The 16,237-nt window shown below is 65.4% G+C and carries 15 protein-coding genes; 3 read left to right on the top strand and 12 right to left on the bottom strand.

The window, feature by feature from the left end:
* Positions 1–7: 7 nt before the first annotated feature.
* On the top strand, positions 8–1,093 hold the full coding sequence (locus tag TSA1_RS07815; RefSeq protein WP_100174552.1) for an IS5 family transposase: 1,086 nt from the start codon (positions 8–10) through the stop codon (positions 1,091–1,093).
* 104 nt (positions 1,094–1,197) lie between these two features.
* Here TSA1_RS07815 and TSA1_RS07820 read toward each other — a convergent pair whose 3' ends face one another.
* Both TSA1_RS07820 and TSA1_RS07825 read right to left on the bottom strand, forming a co-directional pair.
* On the bottom strand, positions 1,198–2,034 hold the full coding sequence (locus TSA1_RS07820) for an SDR family oxidoreductase (RefSeq protein WP_100175850.1): 837 nt from the start codon (positions 2,032–2,034) through the stop codon (positions 1,198–1,200).
* Between the two features lie 75 nt (positions 2,035–2,109).
* The gene (locus TSA1_RS07825; RefSeq protein WP_100175851.1) at positions 2,110–3,429 is read right to left on the bottom strand and encodes a solute carrier family 23 protein; all 1,320 of its coding nucleotides are present in this window, start codon (positions 3,427–3,429) and stop codon (positions 2,110–2,112) included.
* A 134-nt stretch (positions 3,430–3,563) separates the two neighbouring features.
* Between TSA1_RS07825 and TSA1_RS07830 the strand changes: the two genes are divergently transcribed.
* Entirely contained in the window at positions 3,564–4,898 is a 1,335-nt protein-coding gene (locus tag TSA1_RS07830; RefSeq protein WP_100175852.1) for a dicarboxylate/amino acid:cation symporter, read from the top strand.
* A gap of 186 nt (positions 4,899–5,084) precedes the next feature.
* Here TSA1_RS07830 and TSA1_RS07835 read toward each other — a convergent pair whose 3' ends face one another.
* The 10 genes from TSA1_RS07835 to TSA1_RS07885 all read right to left on the bottom strand — a co-directional run bounded on the left by TSA1_RS07835 (position 5,085) and on the right by TSA1_RS07885 (position 15,007).
* On the bottom strand, positions 5,085–6,695 hold the full coding sequence (locus TSA1_RS07835; protein WP_100175853.1) for an ABC-F family ATP-binding cassette domain-containing protein: 1,611 nt from the start codon (positions 6,693–6,695) through the stop codon (positions 5,085–5,087).
* Positions 6,696–6,867: 172 nt separating this feature from the next.
* Entirely contained in the window at positions 6,868–7,212 is a 345-nt protein-coding gene (locus TSA1_RS07845; RefSeq protein WP_100175855.1) for a RidA family protein, read from the bottom strand.
* 15 nt (positions 7,213–7,227) lie between these two features.
* Entirely contained in the window at positions 7,228–8,349 is a 1,122-nt protein-coding gene (locus tag TSA1_RS07850) for an NAD(P)/FAD-dependent oxidoreductase (protein ID WP_100175856.1), read from the bottom strand.
* Positions 8,346–9,764 carry an FAD/NAD(P)-dependent oxidoreductase gene (locus TSA1_RS07855; RefSeq protein ID WP_100175857.1) on the bottom strand — a complete coding sequence of 473 codons (1,419 nt, stop codon included), beginning with the start codon at positions 9,762–9,764 and terminating at the stop codon, positions 8,346–8,348. The genes TSA1_RS07850 and TSA1_RS07855 overlap by 4 nt, the downstream gene beginning before the upstream one ends.
* On the bottom strand, positions 9,761–10,057 hold the full coding sequence (locus TSA1_RS07860; RefSeq protein WP_100175858.1) for a (2Fe-2S)-binding protein: 297 nt from the start codon (positions 10,055–10,057) through the stop codon (positions 9,761–9,763). The genes TSA1_RS07855 and TSA1_RS07860 overlap by 4 nt, the downstream gene beginning before the upstream one ends.
* 28 nt (positions 10,058–10,085) lie before the next feature.
* Entirely contained in the window at positions 10,086–11,222 is a 1,137-nt protein-coding gene (locus TSA1_RS07865) for an NAD(P)/FAD-dependent oxidoreductase (RefSeq protein WP_100175859.1), read from the bottom strand.
* An 8-nt stretch (positions 11,223–11,230) separates the two neighbouring features.
* The gene (locus TSA1_RS07870) at positions 11,231–12,040 is read right to left on the bottom strand and encodes an ABC transporter permease (RefSeq protein WP_100175860.1); all 810 of its coding nucleotides are present in this window, start codon (positions 12,038–12,040) and stop codon (positions 11,231–11,233) included.
* The gene (locus TSA1_RS07875) at positions 12,037–12,912 is read right to left on the bottom strand and encodes an ABC transporter permease (RefSeq protein ID WP_100175861.1); all 876 of its coding nucleotides are present in this window, start codon (positions 12,910–12,912) and stop codon (positions 12,037–12,039) included. The genes TSA1_RS07870 and TSA1_RS07875 overlap by 4 nt, the downstream gene beginning before the upstream one ends.
* Positions 12,909–13,949, bottom strand: a complete 1,041-nt coding sequence (locus TSA1_RS07880) for an ABC transporter ATP-binding protein (RefSeq protein ID WP_174718807.1) — start codon at positions 13,947–13,949, stop codon at positions 12,909–12,911. Before TSA1_RS07880 ends, TSA1_RS07875 begins: the two co-directional genes overlap by 4 nt.
* A gap of 23 nt (positions 13,950–13,972) precedes the next feature.
* On the bottom strand, positions 13,973–15,007 hold the full coding sequence (locus tag TSA1_RS07885; RefSeq protein ID WP_100175863.1) for an ABC transporter substrate-binding protein: 1,035 nt from the start codon (positions 15,005–15,007) through the stop codon (positions 13,973–13,975).
* A gap of 274 nt (positions 15,008–15,281) precedes the next feature.
* On the opposite strand from TSA1_RS07885, the gene TSA1_RS07890 reads away from it, so the two are divergent.
* Positions 15,282–16,181: a LysR substrate-binding domain-containing protein gene (locus TSA1_RS07890; RefSeq protein ID WP_100175864.1), complete on the top strand. Its 900-nt coding sequence runs from the start codon at positions 15,282–15,284 to the stop codon at positions 16,179–16,181.
* Positions 16,182–16,237 lie beyond the last annotated feature (56 nt).

Below are 16,237 nucleotides of genomic sequence, written 5' to 3' on the forward strand. Positions count from 1 at the left end.
GCTGGGGATGCGTGGCAAGTTCGAGGATCAGGGTGGACTGTTCTCGTATGTTTTGCCTGAGGCGCTGGTTCCGAAGGACCACCCGTTGCGCAAGATACGAGATCTTGTACGTGCCGTTCTGAGCGATCTGAACCGGACATTGAGCGGGCTGTATTCGAAGGAAGGTCGTCCTTCGATCCCGCCCGAGCAGTTGTTGAGTGCTCTGCTGCTGCAGGCCTTTTATGGCATCCGCTCGGAACGACAGCTGATGGAACAGCTGGACTATAATTTGCTGTATCGTTGGTTCGTGGGGCTTTCGCCGGATGATCCGGTCTGGGACCCGACAACGTTTACGAAGAACCGTGCCCGGTTGGAGAACGGCGAGGTGTTCGCCAAGTTCATGGCGAAGCTTCTGAACCATCCGGATGTGAAGCCCCTGTTGTCGAGCGAGCACTTCTCGGTGGATGGCACGCTGATCGAGGCCTGGGCTTCACAGAAGAGCTTTCGCCCCAAGGACGGCAGCGGCGACGATGATGACGGCGCCAACTTCCATGGCCAGAAGCGCAAGAACGACACCCATGCGAGCACCAGCGACCCTGACAGCCGGCTCTATCGCAAGGCGGCCGGGCGAGAGGCCAGGCTTTGCTATATGGGCCACGCCACCATGGAGAACCGGCACGGGCTGGCGGTAGCCGGCAAGGTCACGCATGCCAATGGTACCGCCGAACGCCGGGCTTCAGAGGCGATGCTGAAGGCGAGACGCAAAGCCGCAGGCCGCCGCATCACCGCCGGTGAGGACAAGGCGTACGATACGGCCGAGCATGTCGACAATCTTCGTGCCATCGGCGTGACGCCGCATGTGACCCAGAACCAGGCCGTCACCAAAACCGGCAAGACCCGCAACAGCGCCATCGACGAGCGCACAACGCGGCACCCGGGCTACAGCATGTCCCAGTCACGGCGGGCGATGGTCGAGTGCATCTTCGGATGGGGCAAGCAGCATGGCACCATGCGCAAGACCAAACATCGGGGCATCGCTCGCGTCGCCGCCGACTTCCTGCTCAATCTGATTGCCTACAACCTCGTCCGGATACCCAAGCTCGTCGCAGGTTGAGGTCGCCGATCGGAGAGGCAATCGCCGCTCCGACATCAAACTTCCGACCAAGGTCCAACCCAAACGCCAATCAGCAACGAATTTGCCGGTTTTTCAGCAGACTGCTAGCTCGCCCAGTTCTCGCGAAACTCCGGAAACAGCGTCAGGCCTCCGCAGGCATAGAGGGTCTGTCCGGTGATGTAGCTCGCATCGTCCGAAGCGAGGAAGGCGAACACGGCGGCGATCTCCTCCGGCGTGCCGACGCGCCCCATCGGAATGTGGCTGGTGACGACGCCGCGCTTTTCTGGATCGCCGGTCCAGGCCGCGTTGATCGGCGTGTCGATCGCGCCGGGACCCACGGCGTTGACGCGAATGCCCCGGCTGGCGAACTCCAGCGCCAGCGTGCGCGTCAGGTTGGCCATGCCGCCCTTGCTGATCGAATAGGCGAGATAGCCGGGCTTCGGGATGATCTGGTGCACGCTGGAGCAATTGATGATGCTGCCGCCTCCCCCGCGCGCCACGAAATGCGCGAGCGCCTTCTGCGCGCAGAGCACGGCGCCGTTCAGGTTGACGTCGATGATGCGGCGATAGGTTTCGACGTCAAGCGCCTCGCTCGGCGATTCCTGCTGGAAGCCGGCATTGTTGACGAGGCAGTCGAGACGCTTCCAGCGCGCCAGGATGGTCTCGAACATCGCGGCGATGTCCCGCTCATTGCTGACGTCGGCCTTGACGACGATGTGATCGAGTCTGCCGTGGCCGCGGTCGCTCGATGCGGTCCGCGCCAGCGCGAGCGTCTCCTCGGCCCTCCCGGCGTGATCGAAATAGTTGATGGCGACGGTGGCGCCCTCCTCGGCGAGCCTGATAGCGACGGCGCGGCCAATGCCTTGCGAGGCGCCGGTCACCAGCGCGTATCGGCCGACAAGGCGCGAAGGATAGGAAGTCGGGAGGTTGGGTTGCGGCATGGGGTCTCTCCGGAATGCCATGCATCATGGATGGAACGGGGTTTTTGTTCCATCCCTCCAGCGCATCGCTGGGATTCACTCCGCGCGGCTCGCCAGCGGCGAGGTCAGAATCTGGTGGAGGATGATGGCGCCGAAGGTTGCGGTGCCGATGCCGCCGATCGTGAATGCGCCAAATCTGAGCGTGAGGTCGCCCGCGCCCGCGGTCAACGCCACGGCGGCGGTGATCAGGTTTGCAGGATTTGCAAAGTCGACCTTGTTCTCGACCCAGATCCGGCCCGCCATCGCCGCGATCAGTCCGAACAGCACGATCGAGAGACCGCCGATGACCGGCCCCGGGATCGACAGAATCAGCGCGCCGAATTTCGGCGAGAAGCCGAGCAGGATCGACACGATGGCGGCGAAGGCAAACAGCAATGTCGAATAGACCTTCGTCGCCGCCATGACGCCGATGTTCTCGGCATAGGTGGTGACCCCGGTGCCGCCGCCGCAGGCCGCGACGATGGTCGCCAGGCTGTCGGCGAACAGCGCGCGCCCGAGATAGGCGTCCAGGCTCCGGCCCGTCATGGCGCCGACCGCCTTGATGTGACCGAGGTTCTCGGCGACGAGGATGATGGCGACCGGCGCAATCAGGAAGATGGCATTGGCCTCGAACGTCGGCGCGGTGAAGTTCGGCAGGCCGATCCACGGCGCGGCCTTCAGCTGCGCGAAGTCGATCGGCTTGCCGAAGCCGAGGCCGTTCGCAAACAGCAGGTACAAGAGGTATCCACCGATCGCGCCGAGGATGATCGGCAGCCGGCGCCAAAGGCCGGGAGCTGCAACCGCAACCACGCCGATGATCAGAACGGTGGCGAGCCCGATCCCCGTGTCGAAGGCGTTGGCGCTCACCGCCTTGACCGCCACGGGCGCGAGGTTGAGGCCGATCGCCGCGACCACGGCGCCGGTGACGGCCGGCGGCAGCAGCCTCTCGACCCAGCCGACCCCCGACCACATCACGACCAGCGCGATCACCCCGTAGAGCACGCCGGCTCCGACGATGCCGCCGAGCGCGACCGAGATATTGGGGTTCGCCCCATGTCCGGCATAGCCCGTGGCGGCGATGACGACGGCGATGAACGCGAAGCTCGACCCGAGATAGCTTGGCACGCGCCCGGCCACGATCACGAAGAAGATCAGCGTGCCGATGCCGGAGAACAGGACCGCTACATTGGGATCGAACCCCATCAGCAACGGCGCGATGATCGTCGAGCCGGACATCGCGACGCAATGCTGAAGACCGGAGACGACGGTCTGGCCCCATGACAGCCGCTCCTCGGGCATGATCACGCCCGAGGTCTTCAGCGTCCAGCGCGGAAAATAGCTCTGTGCTTGCTCGTCCGAGCCGGTTGCAGTCGACATGTTCCCCCCAGTTGCGGTGCAGCGATCGATCGTCGTGCGATCCGACAAAAATGTGATTGTCGCTTCTGCGGTGACCATCACATGATGCAAAGATTCAAATCTTTGCAAGATCAATGCGTTCCAGGGCCCAGCCTATGACACAAGTCGCGATCCAGCCAGCCATCCACCGCCGGCATCAGCCCTGGTACAAGATCCTTTATGTGCAGGTGCTGATCGCCATCGCGTTCGGGGTGCTGATCGGCTATTTCTATCCTGATCTCGGCAAGGCCCTGAAGCCGCTCGGCGACGGCTTCATCGCGCTGATCAAGATGATGATCGCGCCCGTCATCTTCTGCACCGTCGTACACGGCATCTCCTCGATGGGCGACCTCAAGCGCGTCGGCCGCGTCGGGCTGAAGTCGCTGATCTATTTCGAGACGGTCTCGACCGTCGCGCTCGCCGTCGGCCTCTTGGTCGGCGAAATCCTCCAGCCGGGCCACGGCTTCAACATCGATCCTGCCACCATCGATCCGAAATCGGTGGCGTCATACGTCAACAAGGCCCACGAAGACGGCATCGTCGCCCATCTCATGGCGATCATTCCGGACAGCTATGTCGGCGCGATCGCGCGTGGCGACCTGCTGCAGGTGCTGTTGATCTCGATTCTATCAGGCTTCGCCATCGCCTTCCTCGGCAAGGCCGGCGAGCCCATTGCGGATGCGATCGACAAGGCCGCTAAGATGTTCTTCGGCATCATCCGCATCATCGTGCGCGTAGCGCCGATCGGCGCCTTCGGTGCGATGGCGTTCACGGTAGGCGCCTATGGCCTCGGCTCGCTGCTCAATCTAGCCGCGCTGATCGGCACGTTCTACCTCACCAGCATGCTGTTCGTGCTCGTGGTCCTGGGTGCGATCGCGCGGCTCGCCGGCTTCTCGATCCTGCGCTTCATCGCCTACATCAAGGACGAACTCCTGATCGTGCTCGGCACCTCGTCGTCGGAGACGGTGCTGCCGCAGATGATCCAGAAGATGGAGCATCTCGGCGCCTCGCGCTCGGTGGTCGGCCTCGTGATCCCGACCGGCTACAGCTTCAACCTCGACGGCACCAACATCTACATGACGCTGGCGACGCTGTTCCTGGCGCAGGCGACCAACACCCATCTGACGATCTGGCAGGAGCTCGGCATTTTGGGCATCGCCATGATCACCTCGAAGGGCGCTTCGGGCGTCACCGGCGCCGGCTTCATCACGCTCGCCGCGACGCTGTCGATCGTGCCCGACATTCCGATCCAGTCGATCGCGATCCTGGTCGGGATCGACAAGTTCATGAGCGAATGCCGCGCGCTGACCAACCTGATCGGCAACGGCGTTGCCTGCGTCGTCATCAGCATCTCCGAAGGCGAGCTCGACCGCGAGGCGCTGCACGAGACCATGGCGCATCCGCTGGAGATCGGCGAAGCACTGGAGCCGGGTGGAAGCGCTGCCTCGTAGACACGCGCGGGGAAGGCAAAGCCCGGTTCCAACGCGGTAGTTTCCCGGAGTAGCAAAGTGATGCGGCACGCGTCACAACAATCGGATTGGGATCACCGATTGATACTCATTTTTTCCACCCGACGCGCTGGGGGCAGGGCGTCGGGTTTTTGAAAATCACTGCCATATCCAAATCGCCACGCGGGATCAGAGGATCCCGCCATTGTGCTGCGCCTTGGCGGCAAGATCGATCCGCCGCGCAATCCCGATCGCTTCCAGGAATGCTTCGTCATGGCTGACGACGAGCAGCGCGCCGTCATAGGCCCGCAGGCCCGCTTCGACCGCTTCGATGGACTCGATGTCGAGATGATTGGTCGGCTCGTCCAGGATCAGCAGCGAGGGCGGCGCTGAACCGCCCAGCACACAGGCAAGCCCTGCGCGAAACATCTGTCCGCCGCTCAAGCTCCCGACGATCTGCAAGGCCGCATCTGCGCGAAACATGAACCGCGCCAGCGCCGCATGACATTCATTCGCACCCGCCTTCTGGTTAAGACGCTGGAAGTTCCCGAGGATCGAGATTCCGGGATCGAGCAGGCTGACCTTCTGGTCGAACAGCGCGAAGTCGGGCCGAACCCGCACGATGCCGGCGAGCGGCCGCATGTCGCCCGCGATCAGCTTCAGCAGCGTGGTCTTGCCCGAGCCGTTCGGCCCCGCCAGGGCGACCCGCTCGGGTCCGACGATCGAGAACGACAGATCGCGCAAGATCGGCCGCTCCGGCTGATAGCCGGCGCTGACGCCGTCGAGCGAGACCACCTCCCGGCCCGCCGGCAGGCTCGCCACGGGCAGCTTCACCGACATCGGCTGAAGAATCTCGATGCGGCGGCGCGCGGCGTCAACGGCCTCGCGCGCCTCCGCGCGCTGCCGCTCGGCGATCTGCGCGGTCTTGCCGCCGGTATCTTCGCTGCGATCCTTGCGCGCGCCGGCGAGAATGCGCGGCATGTCGCCCTTGGCTCGCTTCTTCCGCCCGCCGCTGTCCTTGCGCGCTTTCTTCTCCGCGGCCTCCTGCGCCTTGCCGTCGATCTCCGAAAGACGCCTCTCGGCATGCGCGAGATCGTGCCTGACGGCCGCGAGCTCGACGGCCTTCCGCTCGCGGTAGCTCGTCCAATTGCCGCCATATCGGGTTGCGCCCAGCGACGTCACTTCGACGATCGCATCCATGGCTTCGAGCAAGTTCCGGTCGTGGCTGACGACGATCGCGCCGCCGCGCCAGGCGGCGAGGAGATCGGTCACCGCCTTGCGTCCATCCTGGTCGAGATTGTTGGTGGGCTCGTCCAGCAACAGGAAGTCCGGCCGGGCGAAGATCAGCGCAGCGAGCCGAACCCGCGTGATCTGTCCGCCGGACAGGCACGACAGCTCCGTGTCGGGCGACGGATCGAACCCCAGGCGTGCCAGCGCGGCCTCGAGCCGCGCTTCGAGCGTCCAGTCGACCTCCGCGATGTCGTCGACCGAAGCATCGCCCCGCTCGGCCCGGCGCAGCAAGTCCAGCGCCGGCCGTATGCCGAACAGGTCGGCCACGGTCGCACCTGCAGGCAATTGCACGTCCTGGCGCAGCAGGCCGATGCTGCCGTTGACGAGAACGCGTCCTGACTGGGGAAGATGGTGCCCCGAGATCGAGGCAAGCAGCGTGGTTTTGCCGACGCCGTTGCGGCCGACGAGACCGGTCCGCTCGGCCGCGAATGTCAGATCGAGGTTGGAGAGGAGAGAACGGCCGTCAGGCGTGGACAGCGACAGGTTCGACAGGATGATTGAAGCAGGCATGGAATTCCCCGTGAGCAAGGCGGATGGGCATTGCGGTTGGGGTGAAATCCATGGCTGCGAAGATCCTGGTTGAGGAACCCTCCAAGTATTCCCTTCGAAGGGCGAGATCAAGGCGCGGCGCGAGGAGACGACCGCGCGAGAGGCGCTGTCGTCCCTTCGTCGGCAAGCGCGCTCAGCCCTTGAGCGCGGTGACCACCACCTCGATCAGCGCGCCACCGAGATCGGCGACGCCGACGGTGGCGCGGGTCGGCAGGTTGTCGCCAAAGAACTCGGTCCAGACCGGGTCCATCTCGTTCTTCTTGGAGAGGTCGGTCACGAAGATCGAGGCGCTGACGACGCGGCTCTTGTCGGTGCCGGCTTCCTTCAGGTAGCCGGCGATCTTGCCAAGGATGTTGCGGGTCTGGTCGCCCATCGAGCCCGAAATGTCGTCAGCGATGGTGCCGCCGATGAAGACGAAGCCGTTGGCTTCGACGGCGCGGTGCTGAATGGGCGTGCGAATGCTGCGGGTGATGCTCATGATGTCCTCTTGAGTTTAGAGCGTGGAGGGATGGAAGCGATCAATGCCGAGATCGCCGATTCTGGTCTGCGTGCCGCCGTTGACGATCAGCTCCGCCATCACGGCGCCGGCGCCGGGACCGAGCTGGAAGCCGTGCAGCGAGAAGCCGAACTGGTGGTAGAGCCCCCTGTGGCGGCTGCTCGGCCCGAACACGGGAATATCGTCCTTCATCTTGGCCTCGATGCCGGCCCAGGCGCGGACGATCGTCGCGCTACGCATCACCGGGAACAGCTCAAACACGGTCTGCGCGCTGGTCGCAAGGCTCTTCCAGTCGAGCACCGTCTCGTTGCGATCCTGATAGGGTGTCGCCAGATGGCCGCCGCCGATCAGCACGGTGCCGTTCTTGAACTGCTTGAAGGACAGTTTTCGGCCGCGCAGGATCACGACGGGATCGATGAAGTGCGGCACGCGCGAGGTAATCATCAGCATCGGCGCCACGGTCTCGACCGGCACGGGCTCACCGAGATCGGCCGCGATCCTGCCGGCCCAGGCGCCGGCGGCATTGACGAGCACCGGCGCAGCAAAGGTCTCCGTGCCGGCATCGACATGCCAGAGGCCGTCGCTGTAGCGGATGTTGCTGGCGGCGACGCCCTCGCGCACGGCAGCGCCGAGCTGCGCGGCCTTGCGGCGGAACGCCGTCGTCGTCTGTGCCGGATTGGCCGCGCCGTCGCGGCGCGAGACCACGCCGCCGGGACAGGTCTCGGCGACCGCCGGTACCAACCGCCGCAATTCAGCCGCGTCGATCAGCTCCTCATGGGTGAAGCCGAGCGCGTTGAGCTCGGCGACGCGCGCACGGCAAGCCGCGAGCTCCTCCTCGTTCTCGGCGACCAGCACCTGGCCGTAGCTCTCGAAGCTGCAATCGTCGTCGAGGAGATCGTTGATCTTCTCCCAGATCCCCATCGACCGGATCGAGAGCGGAATCTCCGGGATGTGCCGCATGAGCTGACGCACGCCGCCGGCGTTGACGCCGGAGGCGTGGCGGCCCGCATAGTCCTTCTCGATCAGCACCGGCTTCAGGCCGGCGAGACAGAGATGCAGCGTGGTCGAGCAGCCATGGATGCCGCCGCCAATGACGATCGCATCCACATTCACAGTCATCCGCGCACCACGGCCTTGACGTCGGCCTCGCTCTTCGGCACCGCGGCGAGCTCGGCGAGCGTGATGGGCTTCACCGGCGCGCGCAGCCGGTAGTAGCCGATCTCCTGCGGGGTCTTAGCCCGCGCCTGCGCCATCAGCTCGGTGACGGTGAGACCGCAGAGCCGGCCCTGGCACGGGCCCATGCCGGTGCGGCGATAGGCCTTGAGCTGGTTCGGCCCGGTCGCGCCGATCGCGACGGAATCGAGGACGTCCTTGGCCGTCACCTCCTCGCAGCGGCAGACGATGGTATCGCCCGAGGGAATGCGGAACTGCGGCGCGGGCCGGAACAGCGTGTCGAGGAACACGCGGCCGCGTTCGGCCTTGGCGAGATCGGCACGCAGCGCTGCCATTGCAGGGAGCTTCGCCGCAACTGCGGGCGCAAGCGCTTCGACCGCCGCACGCGCGGCGATGCGACCGCGGACCACGGCGGCATTGGCACCACCGATGCCCGCGCCGTCACCGGCGATCGCGATGCCGGCGACCGACGAATTGCCGCTCGCATCCAGCACCGGCGACCAGCAGAGTTGCAGATCATCCCAGCGATGCTCGACACCGGCCGCCATCGCCAGATTGACGTTGGGCACGACGCCCTGATGCAACAGAAGCAAATCCGCAGGAATGGTCTCGCGCTTGCCGCCCGCGACATAGCTGACGCTCGCAAGCTGGCCGTCGCCGGCCGCCGCAAGCTCGGTGACACCGGAGACGACCTGCACCTTGGCCTTGACCTCGCGCATCATCGACAGGCCCTTGGCGAAATAAGGCGAGGTCAGGAACGCGAAGGCGTGCGGCAGCGCCGCGAAATAATTGCCGCGCCCGGTGGTGTCGAGGATGCGGTCGATGCGGCCGCCGAGCCGCAGGATCTGCGCGGCGAGCAGCCAGAGCAGCGGCCCCTGCCCCGCGATCACGGTGCGGCCGTCAGGCACCAGCGCCGATGATTTCAGCATGGTCTGCGCCGCGCCGGCGGTCATCACGCCCGGCACCGTCCAGCCGGGAATCGGGAACGGCCGCTCCAGCGCGCCGGTCGCGAGGATCACGCGCTTCGCCCTAACGAAGGCGGAGGCGCCGCCGATGGAGACGGCGATGTCGAGATTGCGGTCGAGGCTCCAGACCGTGGCGCGATGAATGACCTCGGCATTGCTCGCGCGCAGCGCCTGCACGAGATCAGCACCGACCCAATAATCCGCACCGAGCTGGTTGCGGTCGGTCACGGGCGTCGAGGAAATCGCGCGAAACACCTGACCGCCGGGGCCGATGTTCTCGTCGAGCATCAGCGTCGTCAGACCTGCGCCGGCCGAGGTCGCCGCAGCAGCAAGCCCGGCCGGACCGGCGCCGATCACCACGACGTCGTAGTCTTCACGCTTGGGAGCCACGCTCATCGTCCAATCTCCCGCTTGCCCTTCTGGATTTCGATCTGCATGCCCTCGGCGACGGGCACGAGGCAACCCTGGCGGTTGCCGACGCCGTCGATGGTGACGAGGCAGTCGAAGCACACGCCCATCATGCAGTAAGGCAGACGCGGCGCGCCGCTGACGGCGGTGGACCGCCGCACGTCGCGACCGGACGCCAACAGCGCAGCGGAGACAGTGTCGCCCTGGCGCGCCGCGACGGCCACGCCGTCGACGAAGATCTGGACCTGCGCACGCTTGTCCTGTTCGGATCTCTTGAACATGGGATGCCTCATGGCTCCTTTGGAATCTCTAATAGCCGCTGTTGTTCGCGGCACCCGCGCGGCCGAAGCGGCTGGCGGAGAACGCGCCGACCAGCTCGGGCTCGAGCGCGCCCTGCGCCACCATGCGCGCGATCTCGAAAGCGTGGTTGGAGGCGAGCGTCACGCCGGAATGGCAGCAGGCGACGAAGGCGCCGGGATGGGTCTCCGACTGGTCGTAGATCGGAAAGCCGTCCTCCGGCATCACGCGGATGCCGGCCCAGCTCCTGACCACGTTGAGCCGCGACAGATGCGGGAACATGCGCTGGGCACGATCGGTCATGACGGCACTGATCGAATGTTTCAGCGTGCGGTCGTCGAGCTCGTCTTCCTTGCTGTCGCCGATCATCACCGTGCCCTCGTCGGTCTGGCGGATCGTGGTCAGCGGATGCGGCAGGAACGGCATGGTGCGCTCGGTCACGACGACCTGGCCGCGGGTCGGACCCATCGGCGCATGGAGGCCGACCATCGGCGCGAGCGTCTGGTTGGCATTGCCGGCGGCGAGCACGATCTTGGCAGCGCGCAGCTCGCCCTTCGGCGTGGTCAGGCGGAATTCGCCGCCGCTCTTGCTGATCGCCGAAACCGGCCGCTCCGGAAGATAATCGATACCGAACGCCCCAAAGCCGGTATGGAACGCGCGGAACGTGCGCAGCGAATTGACGTGACCGTCGAGCGGACAATAGCTGCCGCCGGAGACCTCGGGCCCGATCAGCGGCAGCGCCTTCTTGATCTCGGAGGGCCGCAGCATCTCCATCTTGTAATCGGCGGCGCCGACCTGATTGTGCATGCGCTTGACGAGCTCGGTGCGCTGGCCGAATTCGTCCTCGCCGAGCGTCAGGTGAAAGCCGCCATTCTGCTGAAGGGCAACATCGAGCCCGGTCTGCTGCTTCAGCTCGGACGCAAGCCGGGCCCATGCCTGCGATGCCTGGACTGTCCACACCGTATAGGCCGGCATGCCGAGGCCCTTGCTCTGCACCCACACCAGCGCAAAGTTCGCGCGCGAGGCGCGCTTGGTGATGTCGCCTTCGTCGAGCACGGCGACGCGCTTGCCGAGCCGGCCGAGGCCCCAGGCAATGGCGGAGCCGAGCAGTCCGCCGCCGACGACGGCGACGTCGTATTCTCCTGACATGGGTTCTCCTATCGCCCCGTATCGCCGCCCTTGCCTGCGAGCACGCGGTCGAGCCCGTAGAAGCGGTCGAGCAGAATGAGGGCGGTCATGGTCACAGCGATCACGCAGGCCGAGACCGACGTCACCAGCGGATCGATGTTGTCCTGGATATAAAGGAACATGCGCACCGGCAACGTCTCGGTGCCGGGTGCCGCGAGGAAGACGGTCATGGTGAGGTCGTCGAAGGACTGGATGAAGGCGAGCGCCCAGCCGCTGATGACGCCGGGCAGGATCAGCGGCAAGGTCACGCGACGAAACAGCGTCCAGCCGCCGGCGCCGAGCGACACTGCGGCCATCTCGACCGTGCGATCCATGCCGGTCGCCGCCGCCAGCGTCAGCCGCAGCGCGAACGGAAACACGATGATGACATGCGCGATGATCAGCGCGGCAAAGCTGCCGCCGAGGCCGACTGATGTGAAGAAGCGCAGGAAAGCGATGCCGAGCACGACGTGCGGGATCATCAGCGGCGACAGGAACAACGCCGCCAGCGCATCACGGCCGCGGAAGCGATAGCGCGCGATCGCCAGCGCGGCCGGCACCGCGAACAGCAGCGCCACGAAGGACGACAGCGCGCCCAACCCGAGGCTGACCCAGAAGGCGTGGATGAATTCGGGGTAGTTCGCGATCGCCCTGAACCAGCGCAGCGAAAACCCGTTGGTCGGCAGCGACAGAAAGCCTTCGGGCGTGAAGGCGACGAGACAGACCACCAGGATCGGCGCCACCATGACGATGACGAAGATGGTATGGAAGATCAGCGCGAGCGGACCGTTCCGTCTCATCGGAACACCTCCGCGTAACGGCGCTCGATCAGCGCGTTGCTGCCGACGACGATCAAGACCAGCGCGACCAGCAGCAGCGTCGCGACGGCGGCGCCCAGCGGCCAGTTCAGCGTATTGAGGAATTCGTCATAGGCGAGCGTCGCCGCGACCTTGAGCCGGCGGCCGCCGATGATCGCGGGCGTCGCAAAGGCGCTGGCCGAGAGCGAGAACACGATGATCGCGCCCGATAGCACGCCCGGCATGATCTGCGGCATGATGATGCGGCGGATGATGGTGACGGGTCCGGCACCGAGCGACATCGCGGCATTCTCGATCTGCGGATCGAGCCGCTGCAGCGCCGCCCACACCGACAGCACCATGAACGGCATCATCACATGCGCGAGCGCGATGATCATGCCCGTCTCGGTAAACATGAAGGGAATGGGGGAACGCATCACCCCGAGCGACATCAGGAGCTTGTTGACGAGGCCGTTGTTGCCGCCGAACAGCAGCGCCCAGCCGAGCGTGCGCGCGACGACGGAGATCAGCAGCGGGCCGAGGATGACCAGCAGGAAGAAGCTCTTCCAGCGGCCGTCCATGCGGTTGAGGATGTAGGCCTCGGGCGCGCCGAGCAGGGCCGTGAGCAGCGTGGTCAGGATGGCAATGCGGAACGTCCGCCAGAACATTTCGGCGTAATAGGGATCGGTCGCGATCTCGTGCCAGTTCTTGAGGATGAAGACCGGCTCGATGCCCTTGTACTGACCCCAATCGTGGAACGACAGCATCACCGTCATCGCCAGCGGAATCAGCAGCACGCCGACGAACAGCATCAGGGCGGGCGCCGTCAGCGCCCACGGCGCGCGTACGCTGCGCTCCTCGGCGGCCATGCTCATGCGCCGGCCCTCGCGCGTACGCTCATGTCCTCGGGACGCCAGGTGAGGCGAACCGCGTCGCCTTCGGCCGGCTGCGCCTGGCCGTCATTCTGGCGGATCACGATCGCCGGGCCGCATTCGCTGTCGCACTGGAACAGCCAGTGATTGCCCTGGAAGATGCGCGTGATGATCTTTGCGCTGAGGCCGGCATCGCCGAAGCCGATTCGTTCGGGACGAATGCTGACGGTAACAGGGCCGCCGAGCCCGGCCGGCGCCGGTGCGCGCCAGGAGCCCGCCAACAGTTGCGTGGGCGCGACGGTCCGGTCGATCGTTCCGGCAAAATCATTGGTCTTGCCCAAGAACTGCGAGACGAAGGCCGAGGCCGGCCGCTCATAGGTCTCCTGCGGGGTGCCGATCTGCTCGATCTTGCCCTGGCTCATCACCACGATGCGGTCGGACAGCGACATCGCCTCGTTCTGGTCGTGGGTCACGAGGATGGTGGTGGTGCCGATGGTGCGCTGGATCTGGCGCAGCTCGATCTGCATCTCCTCGCGCAGTTTTGCGTCGAGGTTCGACAGCGGCTCGTCGAGCAGCAGCACGCTCGGCTTGATCACCAGCGCCCGCGCCAGCGCCACGCGTTGCTGCTGGCCGCCGGACATGCGGCGGGGGTGGCGGTCCTCGTAACCGGCGAGACCCACCATCGCGAGCGCGGCACGCACGCGCTCGGCGCGCTCATTGCGCGGCACGTTGCGCATCTCGAGGCCGAAGGCGACGTTTTCCGCCGCTGTCATGTGCGGGAACAGCGCGTAGCTCTGGAACACGATGCCAAGACCGCGCTTGGCCGGATGGATCGCGGTCAGGTCCTTGCCCTCGAGGCGGATCGCGCCGCGCGTGGGATCGAGGAAGCCCGCGATCATCTGCAAGGTCGTGGTCTTGCCGCAGCCGGACGGGCCGAGAAAGGAGATGAACTCCCCCTTCCCCACCGACAGGCTGAAGTCTTCGACCACAGTCTGCGCGCCGAACTGCTTTGCGACCCGATCGAGTTCGAGATAGGCCATGACGCTGTCTCCGCCGCGACCGGTCAGCGTTCGACCTCGCGATTCCAGCGCTTGGTCCACTCCTCGCGCTTCTCGTTGATGACGGTCCAGTCCGGATTATAGAGCTTGGCCGCGCGCTCGCCGATCGGCGCCATCTTGCCGAGCTCCGGCGGGATCGCCAGCGATTTCAGCACCGGGCCGTAGCCGTAATCCTTCAGCATCACCAGCTGGATCTTCGGGTCGAGCAGCATCTTGACGAAGCTGGAGGCGAGCGGCGAAGCATTCGGCTTGGCGATCGGGCATGCCGTCGTCAGCAGCGTCGCCGCGCCTTCCTTCGGGTAGACGAAGTCGACGGGGAAGCCGGTATTGGCAAAGCTCTGCACGCGGCCGGTGCCCCACACCGCGATCACAGCCTGGCCGGACTGGAACAGCTCGGTCATCTTGCCCGGCGACGGCTCATAGGCGAGCACGTTCGGATTGATCTCTTCCTTGAAGATCTTGAAGCCGGAATCGACGTTGGTCTCGCCGCCGCCGTTCATCTTCGACAGCATCACCAGCGCTTCCAGCCCGTAGGTGTTGTTGATCGGCGGGATCACCAGCTGCTTGGCGTATTTGGCATCCTTCAGATCGTTCCACGAGGTCGGCGGCGCCCAGCCTTTTTCCTTGAACACCTTGGTGTTGTACATCAGGCCGGTCGCGACGATGCCGATGGCGACGGCCCGGTCGTCCTTGAAGCGCGCGGCGTCGTAGAGATCGGCAGGCAGGCCGTCGAGCTTACCGCAGAAGCCGAGCTGGATCGCCTGATACATCGGGCCGTCATCGACGATGGCGACGTCGATCTGCTGGTTGCCCTTCTGCGCCTGCAGCTTGGCCAGCGTGTCGGTGGAGTTGCCGGCGACGTATTCGACCTTGACGCCGTTTTCCTTCTCGAAGGCCGGGATCACCTCGTCGCGGATGGTCTTCTCGAACGAGCCGCCATAGCCGGCGACGTAGAGCGTTTTCTGCTGGGCCGGGGCGACCGACGGGGCGGCAATGAGCGCTGCGATGCTGACCGCGGTCAGAAGGCGAAAAGTTGTCATGTGGACCGATCTCCATACCGGAATGAGGTGACGTGCCGACAAATCTCCGGCTGGGTCGCCTTCCGCATTTCCTTCCGCGCAAACCCCTCCCCGGCCCAGGGCTCCGGCCCCTGTTCGGTGGGATTTGGCGCGATTTGGAGGTTTGAACCCCTCCAATCTGCCGAAAAAGCGGGCTAGCTCCAGCCCTGATGAAAAAGATCGCAGACCTATACTTCCATCGTCCAATGAATAATGGCACCCTCTGCATGCCAAAATGTTATGATTGGAAGGTGAGATGGCGCGGATCAATTCACGGCAGGTCGAGGCCTTCCGCGCGATGATGCTGACCGGCAGCGTCACGGAGGCTGCGAAGCTGATGGTGGTGACGCAGCCTGCGGTGAGCCGGTTGCTGCGTGACCTCCAGGCCCTGTTGAAGATGGAGCTGTTCGAGCGGCGCGGCACCGGCCTGGTGCCGACCGCCGCGGCGATGGCACTCTATACCGAGGTCGAGCGCTCCTTCGTCGGCCTCGAACGCATCACGGCCGCGGCCGAGGAAATCCGGGGACGCCGCACCGGCTCGCTGCGCATCGCCGCGCTGCCGGCGCTCGCGAATGGCTATCTGCCGCGCCTGGCCGGGCACTTCCTGCAGGAGCGGCCAAACCTCAACCTCGCTTTCTTCGGCGTGATCTCGCCGATCGTGGTCGACTGGGTCCTGAACAATCAATGCGACATCGGCTTTGCCGAGGTACCCATCGCCCATTCCGGGCTGCCGAGCCTGCGGCTGCCGGCGCCCGCGCGCGTCGCGGTGCTGCCAACCGGCCATCGCCTCGCGGAAAAGGACGTGCTGGAGCCGCGCGATTTCGAGGGCGAGACGTTCATCTCGCTGTCGGCGGGATCATCGAGCCGGCATCTCGTCGACCAGGTCTTCAATCGGCATGAGGTTCGCCGCGTGCTCCGGGTCGAGACCACCTTGTCGGAGATCATGTGCGGCATGGTCTCCTCGGGGCTCGGCGTTGCGATCTGCGATCCCTTCACCGCGCGGGAGTTCGCCACCCGCGGCGTGGTCGCCCGCCGCTTCCTGCCGCGCATCGACTTCGAATTCTCCGCCGTCTTCCCGGCACAGCGCAGTCCGTCGCCGGTGGCGCTGGATCTCGTGGAAACCATGCGCAAGGCGCTCGACAGCTTCGAGGATTAGACAGAGCCCGTCCGAAGGCGGTTGACGCGGCCGCCACGGGCGCGGTGTTATAGCGA

It is taken from the genome of Bradyrhizobium nitroreducens, assembly GCF_002776695.1.
GTDB classification, from domain to species: domain Bacteria; phylum Pseudomonadota; class Alphaproteobacteria; order Rhizobiales; family Xanthobacteraceae; genus Bradyrhizobium; species Bradyrhizobium nitroreducens.